The organism is Acinetobacter silvestris, assembly GCF_002135235.1.
GTDB lineage: Bacteria > Pseudomonadota > Gammaproteobacteria > Pseudomonadales > Moraxellaceae > Acinetobacter > Acinetobacter silvestris.
This window is the reverse complement of the sequence record NZ_NEGB01000003.1, coordinates 319557-341341: the sequence shown is the minus strand read 5'-3', so window position 1 is coordinate 341341 and position 21785 is coordinate 319557. Positions and strand designations below refer to the sequence as shown.

Sequence of the window (21785 nt, the reverse complement as noted above, 5' to 3'; positions counted from 1 at the left end):
CCACCGAAGCCACCTTGACTACCGAAGCCACCTTGACTACCGAAGCCACCTTGACTTTGACCACCGAAGCCGCCTTGACCTTGACCACCGAAGCCGCCTTGACCTTGACCACCGAAGCCGCCGGCAGCTTGAGGAGCACCAGCAGGAGCACCAGCAGGACGTGGATTACGTGCAGGTACAACTGTAGAAATTGCATGCTTATAAACCATTTGGCTTACAGTATTCTTCAATAACACAACATATTGGTCAAAAGATTCAATATGACCTTGTAATTTAATACCGTTTACAAGAAAGATAGAAACAGGAATACGTTCTTTACGGAGAGAATTTAAGAACGGATCTTGTAAAGTTTGACCTTTAGACATTTTATACTCCAAAAAAATTTAAAATTCAGCGCAAAAACTATCTTTATTTTTCAATTAAAAATTATAAAAAAGATAGTAGCTAAATTTTGCTTTATCCATGTAAGTTTCGCAAGTCTTCTTGTGCCTGCTTTATTGTTAAATAAGTTCTAAATTGGTGTGCTTCTTGCAAAGAACGTAACCAAGTGTATTGACGTTTCGCCAATTGTCGTGTCGCAAACAAAGACTTATCTTCCATTTCTAACTTATTTTTATGACTTTTATCACTATTTTTAAGAAAATCTAGTGCTTGGCGATAACCGACGGATCTAGCAGAGGGTAAATTCTCGTCTAAATCGTATTTTATCATAAGATATTCAACTTCATTTAAAAATCCGATTTCCCACATTTTCTTCAAGCGCATTTCAATTCGTTGATGTAATTCAGCTCGATCAGGAATTAAAGCATAATTATGAAAATTGTAACGATATGCCACGTTCTTCGGCTGCTCCGCCTGAAGTTTCGTAATTGGTTGACCTGTGATTTTAAAAACTTCTAAGGCACGAATAATTCGCTGCTTATCACTAACTTTAAATTTTTCACCCGCCAAAGGATCTACTAATTTCAGTTCATCATATACAGCCTGCCAACCTTGCTGTTCCGCTTTAGCTTCTATTTCAGCGCGAATTGCTAAATCGGCACTGGGTAAATTTTCAGATAACCCTTCCAATAACGATTTAAAGTACAGCATCGTCCCCCCCACGAGAATTGGGGTTTTACCACGTGCATGAATCTCATCAATGAGACGATAAGCATCTTCTACAAATTCCGCTGCAGAATAGACCTCTAACGGCGTAATAATATCGATCAGATGGTGCGGGTATTGTGCCTGTTCCTCTTTAGTTGGTTTTGCTGTACCAATATCCATATCTTGATATACAAGCGCAGAATCGACGGAGATAAGCTCAAAATTTCCTCGCTCATAGAGTTCACATGCCAAAGCGGTTTTCCCACTTGCCGTTGGTCCCATTAAGTTAATCACGGGCAATTGATTTGACATGTACAACTACTCTCCTCGAGCAAATAATTTATCTAATTGAGTCAATGGAAAAGCACGCCATGTTGGACGCCCATGATTACATTGACTGGCAAATTCAGTTTGTTCCATCTGACGCAACAACGCATTCATTTCCGACAAACTTAGCATTCGATGAGCACGTACAGCACCATGGCAGGCCATTCCCGCTAAGATTTGATCTCGTTTCTGTTGCAACGCCTGCGCTTCATCATTTGGATCAAGATCATTCAACAATTCTGGAACTAAAGCACTAAAATCAGCTTTGTGTAAAATTGCAGGCACACCACGAACAATAACCTGTTCATCGCCATATTGATCAATATCCAAACCTAGACGTTCCAATTGTGGCTTCAGCTCTTCAATCCGTGTCGCTTGCATTCGCGTAATCGAAATCACTTTCGGAATCAATAACTGCTGTGACATCCAAAAGCTTGGTTTGTCCCATGCAAGTTTCATTTGTTGCAACAAAATACGCTCATGTGCGGCATGCATATCCACAATGATTAAACCTTCGGTATTTTGCGCAAGAATATAAATACCATGAAGTTGAGCAATTGCGATACCTAATGGGAACTCATCCACTCGACTTGTTACAGTTTCAATTGGAGCATTAAAACTTTGATCATCAGCCCCCAGCGAGGCAGATACAGAATGCTCCCTTAACGGCGCCAAATAACTTTTTAGTGCATTGTTAAGCTGTTGAGTCCCTGCATACGGAGTCTGTGACTGATAAGCAACACTTTGCGGTCGATTCGAACTAAAATCAGTAAGTGCCTCCATAGAGGCTTCGTGATTGAGATTATTGTTCTCTTGTATTGGCTGATTCTGAGTTAACTGATTGGCTTGATTTTGATTATTTAAATCACGATGTAACTGAAATTGTTCCTGATAACGCGGTTGAGTTAGTTGCCCCACCGTTTCAGCTACCTCAGACTTCATCGCTTGAGCTAAATCGGTAGAAGCGGTTTGAAATTGCGCTAAAGTTGCTTTGGCATAATGTCGTACAAACTCATGTACTTCGCGTTGATTTAAAAATCGTATTTCATGTTTAGTGGGGTGTACATTAACATCCACATTTTCAGGATCAACTTCCAAAAATAATAAATAGCCTGCATGTTGATGGCCATGCAAAATACCATCGTAAGCCATGCGCAATGCATGGGAAATGGTTTTATCCTTAACAATACGACCATTCACATAGACATATTGTAGGTCTGCCTGCGCACGTGCATCTGAAGGATGTCCGAGCCATCCAGATAAACGCATTTGGATACTATCGGCATCTATCCAATAGGCATTTCCAGTAAATGAACGACCTAATAACTGTTGCACACGCTGAAAACGCAACTCACCACTATCTGCAATCGGCAGGTTTAAACGAATATGATCATTATGTTCTAATACAAAACGGATATCAAAATGTGTTAAAGCCATACGACGTACAATTTCTTCAATATGACCAAATTCTGTGGTTGGTTTTTTTAAAAATTTACGTCGTGCGGGTACATTAAAAAATAAATCCTGAATACGAATATGCGTACCCTGCTGCGCGGCAACAGCTTGAATTTTTTGATGATCAAATGCAGTTCCATTGACTTCTAATTGATAACCAATACCTGAGTCATCTTGACTACTGCTCAAAGTTAAACGCGAAACTGCCGCAATGGAGGCTAAAGCCTCACCTCGAAAACCCAAACTGACAATTGCCTGTAAATCTTCTGCGGTCTGAATTTTACTGGTCGCATGACGGGTGACAGATAAAGCTAAATCTTCAGCATGAATACCACGTCCATTGTCGATAATTTCAATCAACGTACTACCACCTTGTGCGACCCGAATAATCAACTCAGTTGCACCAGCATCAATTGAATTTTCAAGTAATTCTTTAACCACAGATGACGGACGCTCTATCACTTCTCCCGCAGCAATTTGGTTCGCCAATGCTGGGTTTAGATGATGAATACGTCTTAGACTAATTTCTTCGCGCTGCATTATTTCTTTTCACCGTACACATTTCATTGGCTCTATTTAGGTTTGAAGTACTTTTAGCAAGGCTTCTGAATGAAAACTAAGTGTGACTTCGCGTATTTCATCATCCTCAGTTTTTTGAATATCGACAATACAATCCGCTTGCGGAATTTCATCACCGCCTTTTGATGGCCACTCGAATAAGAACAATGCATCAGCTATATCTAAATAATCACGAATACCCATTAGCTCAAGCTCATACGGGTCATTTAAACGATACAAGTCAAAATGAAAAACCTCTTTACCTGCTATTTGATAGGGCTCAACTAAAGTATAAGTCGGGCTCTTTACTGCACCTTGATGCCCTAAGCTGTGTAACCAATACCGCGTAAGTGTGGTTTTCCCCGCACCTAAATCACCTATCAAATAAATCACACCCTGAGTAATATTTTGCGCTAATTTTTGCGCTAATTTTTGTGTATCTTGCTCATTACCCAAATTTAATTTAAATGAATATTGCATAGCACTCACGACATGATCCAAAGCAAACAATATGATAGCATTGCAAGGCAATAATGCCTATTAAGGCCGTGTAATCTGCCTATTTTCACCACAACTTTTCAGTAACTGGATATGACACTTCAAAATAGAATTGATCCTTGGGGAAATTTACAATCCAATCCATCAAAAAAAGCGATGTTAATGGGTAATCGTGGTGTATTGCATAACAAAGAAAAGAAAATTATTCGAAGTTGGAAGCTTAAAGCATGGATCAGCTGTCTAACTCAATTCAAGGGCAATAAACGGGAAATATTTGCAGAAGGACGTTATTCAGAATTATTTTTTCTAGATGAGGCAACTGCTTTCGCAGCAGGTCATCGACCTTGTTCAGAATGCCAACATGATCGTAGTCAACAATTTAAAACTGCGTGGATACAAACCAATCGACCAAATCAAAAACTAAAATTAGCTGAAATAGGTACACAAGTTCATCAAGAAAGAATCACGATCGATCAACAAAAAATAACGTTTGATGCTGTTTTAGCAGATTTACCTATTGGTACTTGTTTTGAATATCAGTCTGAAACTTTTATGATTACTAAAAAAAATTACTATTTAAACTGGTCTTTTGATGGTTATCTATACCGTACTGATATTCCTGCCCACACCTTGCTCAAAGTCCTTACTCCACGATCTATAGTAAAAGCATTTCAACAGGGTTTTACGCCAATCTTCTACCCAACTGCAGCCTCAGCCCTATGTTAAGTATCAAATATGGAAATTGTAAAGATTACACCCCTCCTATGATTGAAGGTGTCTCTGCCAGTAAAGTCTTTTTACCGCAATCAGCAATACAACCCTATACTGTATTTGAATATTTATGTGAACATTTCCAACATATTCAAATAACAGAATGGCAACAAAGATTTGAAGATCAATTAATTTTAGATATGCAAGGTCATGCCTTGACTGTAAATAGCATCTATCAGGCCAACACCCATATTTATTATTATCGCTTTTTAGCGCATGAAATCCATGTGCCTTTTGATGAAAAAATAATTTTTGAAAATGACGACTTATTGGTGGTTGATAAACCACATTTTTTAACCATGAGTCCTACTGGGCAATATGTCCAACAAACTCTATTGGTTCGTTTAAAAAGAACAACTGATAATCCTAATTTAACACCTATTCACCGTTTAGATCGAGAAACAGCAGGCGTTGTTTTATTTTCTAAACGCCCAGAAACACGCGGAATCTATCAACAAATGTTCGCCGATCGATTGGTTGAAAAAACCTATCATGCCATTGCACCATTTCGACCCGATTTAACTTTTCCACAATCCGTTCACTTAAGAATGGAGAAAGGTGAACCGTTCTATACGATGCAAGTGATTGCAGGTAAAAATAACAGCCATACAGAAATTGAAATTTTAGAACATAACGAACACTGGGCTAAATATTGTTTAAAACCTTTAACAGGTAAACAGCATCAATTACGGGTTCATTTAAATTATTTGAATATTCCCATTAAAAATGACCCCTTTTACCCAAGTGTAATACATAAGCCAGAGCATGATTTTTCACAACCTCTACAACTTTTAGCCAAAGAAATAAACTTTAAAGATCCTATTTCATTACGGCCTATGCATTTTTGTTCTGACTTAGACCTGACATTATAATTTCAATGTAATGACATTAGCTGGACTTATTTTTGATTAATGATTGAAATTGCGCCAATTTTGATTAAAATATATCTCAAACTTAAGTGGTTCGGTTCTATTCATGAGAAAAACAGAAGTCTATCAAGTTCGACTTGATTCACAAGAAAAAAAACAAGCTTTTGCGGTGTTTAAACAATTGGGGATCACCCCTGCTCAAGCTGTTCGTCTGTTCTTCAAACAAGTCGTGTTAACAAAATCCATTCCTTTTGCAATCGAAAATCAAAGCATTAATATGGAACAATTATTAAAGCTAAAAAAAATTAAACAAGACCAACATAATCCTCCACTTTCTCAGGATCATGATGTATTGGATGACGATGATATTTTTGCGGAATTGAATGCGATTTTGGGGGAAAGCGACAAAACTTAACAGTGTCGCATTTATAAACAATATTTAAAATTTCAAGTCACCTTTTTTAGGTATGCTGATGTGCAGGATAAAAAACTGCAAGGAGTATCTAAATGATTGTGCGTAGAGCCACTCTAGACGATTTACAACAACTGGCTGTTTTATTTGATGAATATCGGCAATTCTATGGTGCATCTTCGAATTTAAAAGAATCATTTAATTTTTTAAGACAGCGCTTTGAAAACAAAGAAAGTGTCATTTTTATTCATGTTAAAGATGATGTCTTAACTGGATTTGTATTACTGTATTTAGGTTTTTCTTCTCTTGCCTGCTCAATCTATTATATTTTAGATGATGTCTATGTGACACCGATTTACCGCAGGCAAGGTTCAGCCAAGCAACTAATTGATACTGCTATTTTGTTTGCACGACAAGAAAATGCGTTAAGAATTAGCTTAGAAACACAGAAAAATAATTTCCAATCACACCAACTCTACGAAACAATGGGATTTGTTAAAGATGATGAGTTCCAAATTTACCATTGCTTCCTTAAATGATTGAAAGCTCTTGCTCAATAAGATTTTTTGCAGCTAAAACCTGCTCAGCACTTAAATAAATCCACTCACCTTCAGCCAAATGATCAAGTCGCAATTGTCCAATTTGTGCACGATGCAATTTTTCAACCTTATTCCCAACAGCAGCCAACATCCGTTTCACTTGGTGGTATACGCCTTGATGAATTGCCATTTGTAATTCATATTCAGTCAGTCGTACCACTTGAGTTGCTGCAAATACGCCATTTTCATTTCTCAGTTCAACGCCCTGTTCAAGCTGTAATAACTGTTCATCTGTAATTGGATCTGCCGTTTGCATCTTATACACTTTTGGAACATGCTTTTTAGGATGGGTTAAGGCTTGTAAAAACTGTCCATCATCAGTCAACAGAATCAAACCCGTAGTATCTTGATCTAGACGTCCTACACACTGAATTCCACGATTCATTAAAATATCATCAAAAAAATCAAAAACACTAAAGTGATGTGTGGCTTGATGTGAACACTCATAATTTTGTGGCTTATTCAAAGCAATATAAACTTTCTCTCGATACTGATGAGTTGTTCCATGCACGCTAAAACAAAGCTGATCAATATCCAATTTATATTTAGGCGAATCAACCACAGTCTGATTAATTTCTACAGCGCCATTTTTAATCAATTGTTGACAATGTTTCCGTGAACCAAAACCTTGTGACTGCAACATTTTTTCAAGAAACATTTTCGATACCTTTCCATCAATCAAACAAACGGCATTCTAACTGAAATTATTATGGACTTTATGCTTTATTCAAAACGAAGCAGAAACTACATCTAAAAGCAGCTACAATATTCAACTCTTGCACTTGCTCTATCCGTTATGATGTCGCACCTCGATTTAAATTTAATAGTTTTATTGATACTACTGGCCTGCGGTATTTTTAGTCATAACTCTGCTGTGACAATTGCAGCTGGCGTACTTATTGTCTTTCGTATTACACCGCTCAGTGAATTTTTCCCCTTTGTACAGCAACATGGTTTAAACATTGGCATTATTATATTGACCATTGGCGTTTTAACGCCCATTGCAAGTGGAAAAATTGCTGGCGATACTATTTTAAAATCCTTTTTGAGCTGGAAATCTTTTCTGGCCATTGTCATTGGTTTATTGGTGGCTTGGTTGGGCGGTCGCGGGGTAAAACTCATGACACATCAACCTGATGTCGTTGCTGGTCTTTTAATTGGTACGGTCGCTGGAGTTGCGGTACTGCGCGGTGTGCCTGTTGGACCTTTAATCGCAGCAGGAATTTTATCGTTATTAATTGGTACGTCCTGAGCTGAAATAAAACATCCATAGAATTGACTGCTATGGATGTTTAAAATAAATGAATCCATCTAACGCTATTTAAGTTGAATAATAATGCGTGCGCTTTTGAGAAAATTTTTCAAGTTGTTTTAAAAAACCCTCAAAATAACTTTTTTCTTTTTCATCCGTTCTATAGCCTGCATATAAAGTACGGCGTAATCCTGTAGCAGATACGCAGTCTAAACGGCGTGATGTCACCCAGCCTTTTTGCTCATACTCACTCACGACCCAATCCGGTAATGCTGCAATTCCACGACCACTAGCAACCAACTGAATTAACATTTGAGTTAAATCTGTAGTTCGGATCTGCTTTGGTAAAATGTTCGCTGGAATAAACAATTTTGACATAATATCTAAACGATGTTTATCCACTGGATAAGTAATCAATGTTTCTTCTGCCAACTCTTGAACAGTCACATGTTCAGCACGAACCAATGGGTGCGTATTAGATAATACTAAACGTGATTCATATTCAAAAATAGGAAAATACTCAATCCCTTTTAATGCAATTGGATCGGCTGTAATAAGTAAATCGAACTCGGCATTTTGCAGTAATTCATGTGGATTAGATTCAAATCCTGAAGCAAAATCTAAGTCAACATCGGGATATTGATGGCGATATTGATTCAATAACGGCATGAGCCAGTCAAAACAACTATGACATTCAGATGAAAAAATAATACGGCCTGTTTGCCCATGCACAATACGCGTGATGTCTGTTTGGGTAATTTGAATTTGTGGTAAAACATCATCTGCTAATTTTAATAAACGCTGCCCCACATTCGAAAAAGAGACTGGACGGCTTCGACGATTAACCACTTCAACACCATACCAATGATCCAACTCTTTGAGTTGATGCGAAATCGCTGATGGTGTTAAACAAAGATCATTTGCAGCAGAAACCAATGAACCATGCTCACGTAATGCTGTTAAGGTTTTTAAGTGACGAATTTCTAACATGAGCAAACAACCAAACCAATGCCGTGTGATCTGAATACAGACTGACACATGCCAAAGCCAAGGCATGCATCTAAACAGAACACGGTTTTAATGAATAAAATTCATATTATCACTAAATTAATTAGTTTGTTTCATGTTTTTTTATTTCATGATGTCCTCAACGAAAAAATTGTTCTTTATTGAAAAAAATGGAAAATATCAGGGCTATGACTTCGCACATTATCGGACACCCACGTCTTAGTGCAAAACGTGAACTTAAATTTGCTGAAGCAAGCGACTGGAAAGCTAAAACGACACAAACTAAATTTGTAAAAAAACTTATGCAGTTGAAGCAAATCACTGGTAAGCACAAGTTGATGCAGATCTGTCACTCATTACAGTTGGAGAGATTTTTTATATCTTATTCATTCTTGTCATCGGTAATTGTAAACTTTTAAAGAATGATTCAACCACAGTCAAATATGTGCATTAAAATAATTTAATAATGGTCTGAATCACCACCGCATTAATAATATCAATAAAAAATGCACCACATAAAGGAATGATTAAAAAGGCTTTATGCGATGGGCCATAGGTATTTGTAACTGCCTGAATATTTGCAATTGCAGTCGGTGTCGCCCCCATACCAAAACCACAATGACCCGCGGCTAAAACAGCCGCATCATAATTTTTACCCATAATATGAAAGGTCACAAATGCGGTATAAAGTGCGAGAACTAGAGTTTGTACCAGAAGAATGATTACCAATGGGCCAGCTAGATCTGCTAACAACCACAACTTTAACGACAACAAAGCCATGGCCAAGTAAAGTGATAACGAGGCATTACCAAAAACATCGATGGCACGATCAAAGATATTTACTTTAAACACATGTTCTAGAATATTTCTTAAAATTACACCACTACCCAGTGCCCATACAAATGTAGGCAGTTCAAACCACTGCCCATTACTCATTTTCGTCATCCAATTTGCAACATAAATACACAGTGAAAACATTCCCAATGTGGTTATTGCATTATTCGAAGTAATTAAACGAGTTCTACGTGGATATTCAAACGCCGCTGCATTGGCATGTGCTGAAGTTTCATCCTCCTGATTATCTATGCTTTTCCCAGCCAGTTGATACTTTTTAATGAGAAACTTCGCAACTGGGCCACCAATCACCCCACCAATGATTAAGCCAAATGTAGCACTCGCCATTCCTAGAACAACAGCACCCTGAATACCATACTGCGTTTCTAGAACCTCACCCCATGCACCTGCGGTACCATGTCCACCAGTTAAGGTAATTGATCCCACAATTAAACCCACTAAAGGATCTAACCCTAATAATTTGGCCAAGCTAATACCGACTGCATTTTGAACCAGTACAAATCCAGCCACACAGAGTAAAAAGATGAAAAGTGCTGAGCCGCCTTCTTTTAATTTAACAAAACTTGCACTGAGCCCAATTGAAGTAAAGAACATCAACATAAATGTATTTTGTATTTCTGCGCTAAAGGTGGCACTCATGCCAAAAAACTTATACAACAACAATGCCAACAATGCTGCAATCAACCCACCCACAACAGGCTCAGGGATATTATAGTTTTTTAAAAATGTAATTTTCTGAACTAAAAAACGCCCAATAAATAAAACAATAACTGCAATAACCAGTGTGCCAAAGGCATCTATCTGAAAGCTCATTTTAGCCTCTTATAAAGTATTCATTTATCCTTTTGTTGTTATTTAAACCCCAAATGCGCAATAAACTCAGCTATAAAAATGTAAAATACATCAAATATCCTTAAATCCATTTCCTTGGTTTTTAAGTCTCTGATTAAGAATCCGCTTTGTACTATTCGCGCTAAAAAATTTTATTGTAATTTCTCATGCAACAACCAAAATATAGTTCCTTTATTTTAGTTAGTATTATCATCACTCAATATTGTGACACTGCTAATCAACTTATCTGCTAACAATCGAAATACTATAAAATTTTCTCATGAATCTAAAACCACTCTTCATTAAGACTGGCTCATTTCAATCCAATACGGTCATTCAGGTAGCTGGTGTCCATAATGAGGACAAAAACAATATTGAGTCTTTTCTTTTTCAATTGCTTTCTGCTGTTGTTCACGAATTAGCTGCAACAATATATCCTGCGTTTGTTCGGGAGTTAATCCAACTTCTTTACGTAATACTTCAACCTTATCTTCATCGGCAATCACGTCAATTTCACTGTCTTGCAATAACTCTCTAAATTTTAATTCTAATTTTTGCTTGCGTAATTCTAGCTCATTGGCCAATCCATTGGCTAAAATACCCGCAGGCAATGCAGCTAAACCTACACCTAAAATAGTAATCAACGCACCTAAAAACTTCCCCAAAGGCGTTATTGGAGTCACATCTCCATAACCAACAGTGGTTAAGGTCACCACAGCCCACCACATGGATGCAGGAATAGAGCTAAACACATTTGGTTGAGCACTGCTTTCAACCATGTATACACCTGCAGCGGCCATCACAATCATAATAATCAAGATAAAAATAACCGCTTGAAATGAACCTTTTTCACGCTCTATGACACGGAGTAAAATTTGTAATGAGACAAAATAACGTGTTAGTTTTAACAGTCGAAGTAAACGTAAAATCCGTAGGAAACGTAAATCAATATGGACAAAGAAGTTGATATAGGCTGGTAAGATCGCCAATAAATCAATAATCGCTGCGCCACTAGTCACATACTGCCAACGTTGTTTCCATGCAGATTCAAATGGATTTTTTTCAACAATACACCAAAATCTCAAAATATATTCCACACTAAAAATCAGAATGGATAAATTTTCAAAACTATCAAAATAAATTTTATATGCTTGATAAATCGGATTCACTGATTCTAAAAGTACAGCAATGACATTACCAATAATGAGCAAAATCAGAAAATAATTAATACTCCGACTAAAAATCGTTTCATATGCCTCATTATGTAAATTGTCATATACAAATTTTCTGAGGGTGTACCAAACAGTCAGTCTCATGCGCCATGCTTTTATTTTTTTCTAAAGAGCTATGGTAATACGTCCTTCCTCTAAATCACAAATTAAGTTAAAAATTTCTCTACTAAACTCAATATTTAATTATAAAGATGGCTTGGACACCGAATATACATAAATTAAATTTCATTAATTGATAAATATTTATTATATTAGTCAGCTATTTTCAGCCCTGCTGTTTTCCACTCCGCCTACACCACATAAATGGATCATTTATGTCTTCGCAAAAGCAAAGCCAACTCAAGCATGGTTTGAGTAATCGTCACATTCAATTGATTGCCCTCGGTGGTTCAATTGGTACAGGTCTATTCCTCGGAATTTCGCAAACCATTCAACTTGCAGGCCCAGCAGTCATACTTGGTTATGCCATTGCAGGTTTAATTGCATTTTTTATGATGCGCCAACTCGGTGAAATGGTGGTGGAAGAACCCGTCAGTGGCTCATTCAGTTTTTTTGCCTATAAATATTGGAGCCCATTTGCAGGCTTTATGTCGGGTTGGAACTACTGGGTACTCAATGTTTTAGTCTGTATGGCGGAACTGAGTGCGATTGGCTTGTACGTGCAATATTGGTGGCCTGAAATTCCAACTTGGGTCTCTGCGTTAGGCTTTTTTATTCTAATCAATATCATTAATTTAATGCATGTCAAAGTTTTTGGTGAAATGGAATTTTTATTTTCCATCATCAAAATTTTAGCCATTATTGGCATGATTGGCTTTGGTGCATATTTACTGGCGAGTGGTCATGCTGGTGAAACAGCTTCTGTCTCCAACTTATGGGCTTTAGGTGGCTTCTTCCCGAATGGTATTTCTGGTTTAGTCATGGCCATGGCGATTATCATGTTCTCCTTCGGTGGTATTGAGTTGGTCGGCATTACCGCGGCCGAAGCCAAAGATCCAACGACAACAATTCCTAAAGCAGTCAACCAAATCGTCTATCGCGTTTTATTATTTTATATCTGTACCATTTTTATCTTATTGTCTTTATATCCTTGGAACCAAATTGCAGAAGGTGGCAGTCCTTTTGTTTTAATTTTCGATTCTTTAGGCAGCCAATCTGTCGCAACTATTCTTAATTTTGTGGTATTAACCGCTGCAATTTCAGTTTATAACGGCACAAGTTATGGCACCAGCCGAATGTTGTTGGGTTTATCTGAACAAGGCAATGCACCGAAGTTCTTAAGCAAAATTAATCAACGTGGTATTCCCTACACTGCGATTTTAACCTCTGCTTTGGTCACCTTAATTTGCGTTATTTTAAACTACATGTTCCCTGAAAAAGCCTTTAAGTTATTAATGAGTCTTGTGGTTTCAGCCATCGTGATTAATTGGATGGTACTTTCACTAACCCATCTTAAATTTAAACAACGTATGCTTCAGCTTAAAAAAGTGAGTATTTTTCCCAGTATTGCTTATCCACTCACCAATTATATTTGCGTGATTTTCATGCTGTGTATTTTAGTGATTATGTGGATGACGCCAGATATGCGTATTGCAGTAATGCTAATCCCTGTGTGGATCGCATGTTTGAGTTTGGCATATTGGCTAAAAATAAAGAAAAGCTGAAATACAGTATGGTAACTTTTATTATAAATGAGGTTATAGATCACATCTTTAATGGCACCCTTCCGTTAAAGATATGATCTATAGAATCAAAGCCACTCTCCCAAATGTCTTTGATTGAATAAGATTATTTTATAAGATTGGAGTACGGAATGTTTCCCGTATATGAATCTAATTTAGATGTTTTTCGGAATTAAATTTCACTATTACTATATTTTACGAAAATATTTACTGTGGTATCGCTTATGAATGATAGTCAATACACACTAGACAAGATTGATCGGAAAATTTTATCGGCACTCAGACAAGATGGTCGTTTAACCGTTGCCCAATTGGCAGACATGGTCGGTTTGTCTTCTTCACCGTGTTGGACGCGGGTAAAACGTCTTGAATCACTAAAAGTCATTGAGGGCTATACAGCAAATATTAATCCGAAAGCGATTGGTATTAATGAGTTGTTTTTTATTGAAATTACTTTAGAACGTCATGATGATGAAATTCTCAATGAGTTCAGTGACGCCTTAGCCAATATGCCTGAAGTGATTGAAGCGCATTTGGTTACAGGTGATTATGATTATTTGGTGAAAGTTGCAGTAAAAAATTCTGAGCATTATGAGCGTTTTTTGCGTAAGAATTTATACTCGATGAAAGCCGTTCGTCATACCCGTTCTATTTTTGCTTTACGTCCTTTGAAGTTGGCGAATGCTGCAGATTTGATGTTGATTGAGTAAGTTTAGAATTCTTTTGCTGAAAATTATCTGTATTTGTGTTTTAATACCCTCAGTTTGAGATGAGCCTCTTACAGTATATGAGCTTGACTTATATACGACTAGCCCCTAACCACGGGGCTTTTTAACATATAAAATCAACAACTTACAAGCTATTTACGTAAAAGCTGGCGTAACAAATAAGTTGTCTACACTTAATCGAACCAAATTTAAAATTATTATATTATCAATTTTTATACAAAATAATTAGAGAAAAAATGAAAACATGGCTCTGCCTTTACATACAATTTACGATTAAAACTGAATGGTCTGCTTGAGAACCCTATGAAACTATATCAATTTATTAGCGGCTTATTCGCATTTTTTATTTTTTTATCATTTTGCTATTTTTTTTCAGGTAGTGGGGGTGAATTTAGTTTTTTTGATCTTAATCCAATTGAGGCTCTAAATAATTTAGTGTTTACTTTTTCTTTTGGGTTTGGAGTACCAGTGTGGGTCTCATATATTTTATCTACTCTGATTATTCTTGGTATTCCTATTTTAATCTATTGGTTGGTATGTCATTTGCTTAAGTATTTAAATAAGCAATACCACTCGTAATAATCGAATGTGCTGTTCAGCCTGAGAATGAGATGCACAGTATAATGATTAAAAACTTCATTTTAAGAACAATAACTTTTCAGACTTCTATCGACTCACCCATTCCTGTAACGCTCTTCCTACCAACTCTACCCACATACCAGCTTTATATTTAAGTATTTCGCATAAGGTGTATTATGTTAATTTTAGAACATACGACATAATAATTATTCGCCACATAATACCTCTTGTTTATAATTAATAAATTGTTTTTTTTGCCATTCTTCTAATTCCATTGTTCTTAATAATTCATAAATATCTACCTCCTTGACTACATAGGGAGGGACGGTATTATTACTATATTTTATAATATAATACTTTAAAACCCACTTATTTTTTGGGTATTGTACAATATCAATTTTTCCCTCACACTGCTTATCCAAGTCATTTAAAGATATCGTCAACTGTTGTGCTGAGCAAATGGTTGTTACACTATCTATAGCCTTGCATCCCAACCAATTCGTCCAAAAATTTTTAACTTCTATTTGATAGTCAGTATTATTGGATGTCAAAATAAGATTGGTCGCACTAGAGTTTGAATAATCAAAAGATTCAAAGCAAAGTTTTCCATTCATATGGCATCCGAAGCCTAGATCAGCTTTCCAATCTTGGCTACACGCAATCAAAATTATTGGTGAAAGTAAAATCCAATATTTTCGTTTCATTCACTACCTCTTTTGCGCTGTGCAACCTGAGAAATGGATGCACAGCATAATAATTAAAAACTTCACTTTAAGAACAATGACTTTTCAGAATTCCGTCGATTTACCAAACCCTGCATCGTCTTACCGCTAGCCTTTACCCAAACATCAAATTGATTGGCAGCAGCTTGATAATCCCCTGCATTGAGTCTTTTAAGTAAAGTCGAGTTCTTAAATGCCCCAGTACCAATGTTGTAGGTTAAAGATACTAACGCATCAAATTGATTCTGATTTAAAGGTGTATTTACAGCATCATTTACAGCCTGTTCAAATTTCTTTAAATCATGTGCCATATACGCTTTGGCTTGTGCTTCAGTGCAAGTATCACCTTTATTAACACGTATGCCATTTGGATAGATCGTGGTACCAAAACCAATGGTCCAGACACCCACTCCATCATCATAGGCAGCTAGTCGCTTTCCCTCAAAACCACAGATCAGATCCACACCAAATTTACTGACTGTCATTACATCTACAGCAATACCCAGCATATCGGAAATTACAGTATCTGAAGCTGTAGCGATTGCAGTATTGGCAGCATCAACTTGTTTCTGAGTGAGCTGCCCACCACATAATTCACGCAATTTATCAAAAATCATCTTCATTTAAATATTGCTCCGAATGTTGCTCTTACTTCAGTGATAATTTCAGCCAATGTCTTGCCTTTCCATAATTGAACTGCCTGATAAATGATACCTATGCAGAGCATTCCAAATACCGCAAACATCAACATCACAAACCCCTGCACCATGTGTGAGTAATGACTGAGCTCATAGTATTCGATAAATGCTGAACCGCCATATAAGCTAATTGCAACGCTGAAGGTGAATTTCATAATTACACCCATCGTAATTTTAAATAACCATGGCAAATCTTTGATACTCAGTGAAGCATTTATGAACCACTCCTATATTTTTGGCATGAAAAAACCGCTAAAGCGGCAATCATTTGTTTTTCAATACATCATTAAATTTAAAAGTTCGGCTAGAAAAGTGTAAAGCACGCCATGATGAATTCTATGAATACATATTAAATTGGCATCACTTAGGTTTGATGGCTCAAATCATTTTTACAATCTGAACCTCGGTTTAAAAATGTATTTATCTATAAACAATTAGTTAGAATCGATGTCATACACCCAATTTTGAGCTTGTTTATCCGTGGTTGTTTCACACACATAGTAATAGTCATCCCATAAATCGGGATGAAAAATTTCAAGCTTTCGATAGGTCACTTTTTTTGACTGCTCAATACATTCAAAGCTGTCACCTTGGTCTTTCACGGCTGATCCGTTAAGAAACCCACCAATACATAAAAACCGTGCTTGTTTTGCCATTTTTACATCAACTTTTTAAATCACTGAATCATGCGGTGATTAAACGATTTATTAGATTAGGTGTAAAGTACAGATTTTTGTTATGTTTATCTTTCTCGGAAATCAATATTAGAAGCTACTTTCAAATGGACTGTTAATTAGCTAAGCTAATTACAGAGTATCAATATGCTAGTTTAAAAAAAGAACTAATAGAGAAAATTATTTAGAATGTTCAAAAGTCAAAACACAAAATATTAAGAAGGATTTAATGATTACAAATATGAATGCATCTCGCTTATGTTGGATATGTAATACTAATATTGCAGATACTTCTGAACATGCTTTAAAAAAAGCCGATATTGTTCGTGCTTATGGCAAAGGTTCATATTCTAGCTTAGGAGAAAAACAACCAATTCATTATAAAGATGGAAAGCAAACCAAACTTCAAGGTGCAAACTCTGATGTACTTAAAAATCCAAAAGATTTATGTAAGCAATGTAACAATCAACTAACTCAACCTTATGACCATGCATACGATCAATTTATTCGATACGTTATAGATAATAGTGATTTAATTTTAGAAAAACGTTTTATTGATTTCGAAGAAGTATACGGAGATGATTTTCCTATCCAACAAACTAATTTATTCAAATATTTTTTAAAATCTTTCGGATGCCGAATTTATGCAAATCCTGACTTTGAAGTTCCTTTTGATGTAGTCGAAATACTTAAAAATGATCGAGATTTCTTCAATACTGGTTTGAAAATTACCATGAGTTTAAATAAAGAAATAATAATAAAATTTGGCAAAGATTGTTTTCACTCGCCTATTGGAAAAACAGAAATGTCATATCACATTTTTCAAGATAATTCGAAACAATTAGGCTTCAGTTTTAGTGAACATATTGGATGTTTCTTTATAAATTATTTCTACTTAATCGACGTCGATGAAAGAAGTGGATCAGAATGGATCGCTAATAGAAAAGTTTTGTTTATAGGTGAATTAGAAGAATTTAATTTTTTTGATTAATTTTAATTATCACAGTACGTACTTGATTAAACTTTCTGAAAATGCATTATATATAAAAAATAAAGGCTGATAAATCAGCCCTTATTTTCAACTACTTATTCAATTAAGACAATTGAGCAGCAGCAATTTTCTTCGTATCAACATTCGCAGCAGCGTCAGTATAGTCGCCCATTTTGTCGAAGCTTAAGTACTGATAGATGTCAGCAGACATGCTGTCAATTTGAGCTGCATATTGTTGATATTCTTCTGGGCTTGGTAATTTACCAAGTACAGCAGCAACAGATGCAAGTTCAGCAGAAGCTAAGTAAACGTTAGCTCCTTGACCTAAACGGTTCGGGAAGTTACGCGTAGAAGTCGACACACAAGTCGTGTTCGGAGCTACACGTGCTTGGTTACCCATACATAATGAACAACCTGGCATTTCAGTACGCGCGCCAGCTTTACCATAAATGTTATAGAAACCTTCTTCCATCAATTGACGTTCGTCCATACGCGTCGGTGGAGCAATCCACAAACGAGTTGACAATACACCGCCTGGAACTTTTTCTAACAATTTACCAGTCGCACGGAAGTGGCCGATATTTGTCATACAAGAACCAACGAATACTTCGTCAATTTTCACGCCTTGAACGTCAGAAAGAAGTTTTGCATCATCTGGATCGTTCGGGCAGCAAAGAACAGGTTCTTTAATGTCAGCAAGATCAATTTCATACACTTTCGTGTATTCAGCATCAGCATCAGCTTGAAGAAGTGATGGATTCGCTAACCATTTTTCCATGTTCTCTACACGACGAGCCATCGTACGTGCATCGCCATAACCTTCAGAGATCATCCACTTAAGCATGGTAATGTTTGATTTCAGGTATTCAGCAACTTTCTCTTCAGAAAGCGTGATAGAACAACCAGCAGCAGAACGTTCAGCAGAAGCATCAGAAAGTTCGAATGCTTGCTCAACAGTGAGGTCAGTTTCCATTTCACGAAGATCGATCTCTAAGATACGACCAGAGAAGATGTTTTTCTTACCCTTCTTCTCTACAGTTAAGTCACCCGCTTGAATCGCGTAGTAAGGAATTGCATGTACTAGGTCACGAAGTGTGATACCAGGCTGCATTTTACCTTTGAACTTAACAAGTACAGATTCAGGCATGTCTAATGGCATAACACCAGTTGCAGCAGCAAATGCTACAAGACCAGAACCCGCTGGGAACGAAATACCAATTGGGAAACGCGTATGTGAGTCACCACCAGTACCAACAGTATCTGGAAGAAGCATACGGTTTAACCAAGAGTGAATAATACCGTCACCTGGGCGTAAAGACACACCACCACGGTTCATGATGAAATCAGGAAGCGAGTGTTGCATTTGTACATCAATTGGCTTTGGATATGCAGCTGTATGACAGAAAGATTGCATAACAAGGTCAGCAGAGAAACCTAGGCAAGCCAAGTCTTTCAATTCGTCACGCGTCATTGGACCTGTAGTATCTTGCGAACCAACAGTCGTCATCTTAGGTTCACAGTAAGTACCTGGAAGTACACCTTGACCTTCAGGAAGACCACATGCGCGACCAACCATTTTCTGTGCTTGAGTAAAGCCTTTGCCAGTAGCAGCAGGTTGTACTGGAACACGGAACAATGTAGAAACTGGAAGACCTAAAGCTTCACGCGCTTTAGTGGTTAAGCCACGACCAACGATTAAGTTGATACGACCACCCGCACGAACTTCGTCAAGAAGAACAGGCGTTTTAAGTTCAGATTCAGCGATTTGTTCGCCAGCTTTGAACGCAGTTACTTTTGCAGCAGCATGATCAATCTTAAGAACGATTTCATCGCCCATGTTCATGTTAGCAACATCAATCTCGATCGGTAAAGCACCCGCATCTTCCATCGTATTGAAGAAGATCGGCGCAATTTTAGAACCTAAGCAATAACCGCCATCTTTTTTGTTCGGGATGTGCGCAATGTCGTCACCGAAGAACCAAAGCACAGAGTTCGTTGCAGATTTACGGCTTGAACCCGTACCAACAACGTCACCAACGTAAGCGACTTGGTTGCCTTTCGCGATGAGTTCTTTAATTTGCTTTAATGGACCAACTTCACCCGGAACTTCTGGGTTAATACCATCACGTACGTTTTTCAACATCGCATTAGCATGTAATGGAATATCTGGACGGCTCCAAGCGTCTTGTGCAGGTGACAAGTCGTCTGTGTTTGTTTCGCCAGTGACTTTGAATACAGTCAGTTTGATTTCTTCAGGAACATCTTTACGGCTTGTAAACCATTCAGCATCTGCCCAAGACTGCATAACAGCTTGTGCATTGGCATTGCCCGCTTTTGCTTTATCAGCAACGTCATGGAATGCATCAAATACTAAAAGTGTTTTTTTCAACGCTTCAGCAGCTAATTCAGACAGTTCAGCATCATCAAGCAATGCAACTAAAGGTGCTACGTTATAACCACCAAGCATAGTACCGAGTAAGTAAACAGCACGCTCTTTAGAAATTAAAGGTGAAGTTGCTTCACCTTTTGCAGCAGCAGCAAGGAATGCAGCTTTAACATAAGCAGCTTGGTCAACACCTGCAGGAACACGATTTTCAAGCAAATCAACTAAGAATGCCTCTTCACCAGCCGGTGGATTTTTTAACAGTTCAACCAAGTCAGCAGTTTGAACATCATCAAGTGGCTTCGGTGGGACTCCGAGTGCAGCACGTTCTTCTACGTGTTGGCGGTAAGCTTCTAGCACGGTGTTATTCCTCTTTTTTAAAAAATTACTTATGAATTCCAGCTTCTTTAAAGCTTCACAAGTAATATGGACTATCAAATTTTACTAAAAATCGAGTCAAAAGTTAATGCAAGTAGCGTGTTTATTCGTGATGCCCATTATTTTGTAAATAAATACCTTAACTGTAGCTGCATCTAAACAACACCCCTTCAACAGCAAAACGTGCTGTTTCATTGCATTACTTTTGACTCGTTTATTGCCATAAAAAAGGCAACTCATGTTGCCTCTTATTCGGTTTTAAGTACATTCCACCTTAGTGGACAGTTGTATTTTGTTGATATTGTTTAAACTGCTCACGGCAGCCTTCAAATTTCATTTGGATTTCATCTGTATGCAGCATAGCATGTTCCGCACAGGCAAATGAAATTTGTACTTGATATAACTGAGTATGCTCATCAATCATTTGTTGAATAATGACTTTATCACCTAAACTCAGCACATAATGACTTCCGCCAATCACAGCGACACCTCGCTCGTCTTCTAAGAGCAAATCTGCATTATGTAAATATGCGACTACTTCCATTTTCAGCTCCTTGTACTTTTTATTTATTATATTAATATTTTATATAAGCTTTTCTGTTTTTATGCTAATCCTTTTTTGTTTCATAAAATATCGAACATTAAACTTTAAGAAAAAAACCGTTCCTTAGAACGGTTTGTAATCTGGCATTTTAGCTGGGTCATGCGGTGTGTTTAAACATATCTCAAAAGCTTGTTGTTTAAACTGAGCTTGAACAGCATCTTTATCCGCTTTAAGCTGCTCTTGTGGCAATGCATAAATTTTTTCAATTTGTGCTATAATAAATGCTTTAGTCGTTGGATCTGTCAATTTATTGGCATTTTCCACAGCTTCTTTTTGGGTAATACCGTTTTGACGATCTAATGTAATCGAACGCGCAGCATTTCCAATACTGGTACAATAGCCTTTCCAAATTTCTTCAGGAGTCGCAGGTTTTTTTTCAGAACAGCCTGCCATAACTAAAACAGTGCTAATTGCACCCAAGATCACTAACTTTTTCATTACGTCTCTCCTCATACCGCATATCATACTAAATCTTTGCCTAAATGGGAGCGTTTCTTATTTATTTTAAGCAAAAATATACCCTCTACAGATGGATTTTTCTCTACTTTATAACGCATCTTAATTGAGTCATAGTCCCAACATAAGCATAA

Annotated in this window: 23 protein-coding genes; 8 read left to right on the top strand and 15 right to left on the bottom strand. The window is 37.1% G+C overall.

Annotated elements, in window-relative coordinates:
- The 4 genes from hfq to tsaE form a co-directional block, all read right to left on the bottom strand.
- The coding region (gene hfq, locus B9T28_RS07825; protein WP_086203425.1) for an RNA chaperone Hfq at positions 1–365 on the bottom strand (365 nt) is incomplete at its 3' end.
- Between the two features lie 91 nt (positions 366–456).
- A complete protein-coding gene (gene miaA, locus B9T28_RS07820; RefSeq protein ID WP_086203424.1) occupies positions 457–1401 on the bottom strand; it encodes a tRNA (adenosine(37)-N6)-dimethylallyltransferase MiaA in 945 nt (314 codons plus the stop codon).
- 6 nt (positions 1402–1407) lie between these two features.
- Positions 1408–3411 carry a DNA mismatch repair endonuclease MutL gene (gene mutL, locus B9T28_RS07815; protein WP_086203423.1) on the bottom strand — a complete coding sequence of 668 codons (2004 nt, stop codon included), beginning with the start codon at positions 3409–3411 and terminating at the stop codon, positions 1408–1410.
- A gap of 36 nt (positions 3412–3447) precedes the next feature.
- Positions 3448–3909 (bottom strand): tRNA (adenosine(37)-N6)-threonylcarbamoyltransferase complex ATPase subunit type 1 TsaE, encoded by a 462-nt coding sequence (gene tsaE / locus B9T28_RS07810; protein WP_086203440.1) that lies wholly within the window; start codon positions 3907–3909, stop codon positions 3448–3450.
- A gap of 111 nt (positions 3910–4020) precedes the next feature.
- On the opposite strand from tsaE, the gene B9T28_RS07805 reads away from it, so the two are divergent.
- From B9T28_RS07805 to B9T28_RS07790, 4 genes are all read left to right on the top strand, one after another.
- Positions 4021–4653, top strand: a complete 633-nt coding sequence (locus B9T28_RS07805; protein WP_086203422.1) for a hypothetical protein — start codon at positions 4021–4023, stop codon at positions 4651–4653.
- Positions 4647–5570 carry an RluA family pseudouridine synthase gene (locus B9T28_RS07800; RefSeq protein ID WP_086203421.1) on the top strand — a complete coding sequence of 308 codons (924 nt, stop codon included), beginning with the start codon at positions 4647–4649 and terminating at the stop codon, positions 5568–5570. Before B9T28_RS07805 ends, B9T28_RS07800 begins: the two co-directional genes overlap by 7 nt.
- A gap of 103 nt (positions 5571–5673) precedes the next feature.
- On the top strand, positions 5674–5982 hold the full coding sequence (locus B9T28_RS07795; RefSeq protein ID WP_086203420.1) for a type II toxin-antitoxin system RelB/DinJ family antitoxin: 309 nt from the start codon (positions 5674–5676) through the stop codon (positions 5980–5982).
- A gap of 92 nt (positions 5983–6074) precedes the next feature.
- Positions 6075–6518: a GNAT family N-acetyltransferase gene (locus tag B9T28_RS07790; RefSeq protein ID WP_086203419.1), complete on the top strand. Its 444-nt coding sequence runs from the start codon at positions 6075–6077 to the stop codon at positions 6516–6518.
- Here the strand turns inward: B9T28_RS07790 and B9T28_RS07785 are convergent.
- The gene (locus tag B9T28_RS07785; protein ID WP_086203418.1) at positions 6511–7236 is read right to left on the bottom strand and encodes a pseudouridine synthase; all 726 of its coding nucleotides are present in this window, start codon (positions 7234–7236) and stop codon (positions 6511–6513) included. The two genes, B9T28_RS07790 and B9T28_RS07785, sit on opposite strands and share 8 nt — an antisense overlap.
- 141 nt (positions 7237–7377) lie before the next feature.
- Between B9T28_RS07785 and B9T28_RS07780 the strand changes: the two genes are divergently transcribed.
- Entirely contained in the window at positions 7378–7830 is a 453-nt protein-coding gene (locus B9T28_RS07780) for a DUF441 domain-containing protein (protein WP_434057126.1), read from the top strand.
- Positions 7831–7899: 69 nt separating this feature from the next.
- Here the strand turns inward: B9T28_RS07780 and B9T28_RS07775 are convergent, their stop codons facing one another.
- The 3 genes from B9T28_RS07775 to B9T28_RS07760 form a co-directional block, all read right to left on the bottom strand.
- The gene (locus B9T28_RS07775; protein WP_086203439.1) at positions 7900–8820 is read right to left on the bottom strand and encodes a LysR family transcriptional regulator; all 921 of its coding nucleotides are present in this window, start codon (positions 8818–8820) and stop codon (positions 7900–7902) included.
- Positions 8821–9288: 468 nt separating this feature from the next.
- A complete protein-coding gene (gene gltS / locus B9T28_RS07765) occupies positions 9289–10506 on the bottom strand; it encodes a sodium/glutamate symporter (RefSeq protein ID WP_086203415.1) in 1218 nt (405 codons plus the stop codon).
- 350 nt (positions 10507–10856) lie between these two features.
- Positions 10857–11840 (bottom strand): ion transporter, encoded by a 984-nt coding sequence (locus B9T28_RS07760; protein ID WP_086203414.1) that lies wholly within the window; start codon positions 11838–11840, stop codon positions 10857–10859.
- 230 nt (positions 11841–12070) lie between these two features.
- Between B9T28_RS07760 and B9T28_RS07755 the strand changes: the two genes are divergently transcribed.
- A complete protein-coding gene (locus B9T28_RS07755; protein ID WP_086203413.1) occupies positions 12071–13420 on the top strand; it encodes an amino acid permease in 1350 nt (449 codons plus the stop codon).
- 242 nt (positions 13421–13662) lie between these two features.
- Positions 13663–14148, top strand: a complete 486-nt coding sequence (locus tag B9T28_RS07750; protein ID WP_086203412.1) for an Lrp/AsnC family transcriptional regulator — start codon at positions 13663–13665, stop codon at positions 14146–14148.
- An 803-nt stretch (positions 14149–14951) separates the two neighbouring features.
- On the opposite strand, the gene B9T28_RS07740 is transcribed toward B9T28_RS07750, so the two are convergent.
- The 4 genes from B9T28_RS07740 to B9T28_RS07725 form a co-directional block, all read right to left on the bottom strand.
- Positions 14952–15449 carry a hypothetical protein gene (locus B9T28_RS07740; RefSeq protein WP_086203410.1) on the bottom strand — a complete coding sequence of 166 codons (498 nt, stop codon included), beginning with the start codon at positions 15447–15449 and terminating at the stop codon, positions 14952–14954.
- Positions 15450–15511: 62 nt separating this feature from the next.
- Positions 15512–16090 carry a lysozyme gene (locus B9T28_RS07735; protein ID WP_086203409.1) on the bottom strand — a complete coding sequence of 193 codons (579 nt, stop codon included), beginning with the start codon at positions 16088–16090 and terminating at the stop codon, positions 15512–15514.
- Positions 16087–16383 (bottom strand): hypothetical protein, encoded by a 297-nt coding sequence (locus B9T28_RS07730; protein ID WP_086203408.1) that lies wholly within the window; start codon positions 16381–16383, stop codon positions 16087–16089. Before B9T28_RS07730 ends, B9T28_RS07735 begins: the two co-directional genes overlap by 4 nt.
- Before the next feature lie 216 nt (positions 16384–16599).
- The gene (locus tag B9T28_RS07725) at positions 16600–16821 is read right to left on the bottom strand and encodes a hypothetical protein (RefSeq protein WP_086203407.1); all 222 of its coding nucleotides are present in this window, start codon (positions 16819–16821) and stop codon (positions 16600–16602) included.
- A gap of 259 nt (positions 16822–17080) precedes the next feature.
- Here B9T28_RS07725 and B9T28_RS07720 point away from each other — a divergent pair, with 259 nt between their 5' ends.
- Positions 17081–17830, top strand: a complete 750-nt coding sequence (locus tag B9T28_RS07720) for a hypothetical protein (RefSeq protein ID WP_086203406.1) — start codon at positions 17081–17083, stop codon at positions 17828–17830.
- A 103-nt stretch (positions 17831–17933) separates the two neighbouring features.
- Here the strand turns inward: B9T28_RS07720 and B9T28_RS07715 are convergent, their stop codons facing one another.
- The 3 genes from B9T28_RS07715 to B9T28_RS07700 form a co-directional block, all read right to left on the bottom strand.
- Positions 17934–20573: a bifunctional aconitate hydratase 2/2-methylisocitrate dehydratase gene (locus B9T28_RS07715; RefSeq protein WP_086203405.1), complete on the bottom strand. Its 2640-nt coding sequence runs from the start codon at positions 20571–20573 to the stop codon at positions 17934–17936.
- A gap of 292 nt (positions 20574–20865) precedes the next feature.
- On the bottom strand, positions 20866–21135 hold the full coding sequence (locus tag B9T28_RS07705; RefSeq protein WP_086203404.1) for a hypothetical protein: 270 nt from the start codon (positions 21133–21135) through the stop codon (positions 20866–20868).
- Between the two features lie 123 nt (positions 21136–21258).
- A complete protein-coding gene (locus tag B9T28_RS07700) occupies positions 21259–21633 on the bottom strand; it encodes a hypothetical protein (protein ID WP_086203403.1) in 375 nt (124 codons plus the stop codon).
- Between the last annotated feature and the right edge of the window lie 152 nt (positions 21634–21785).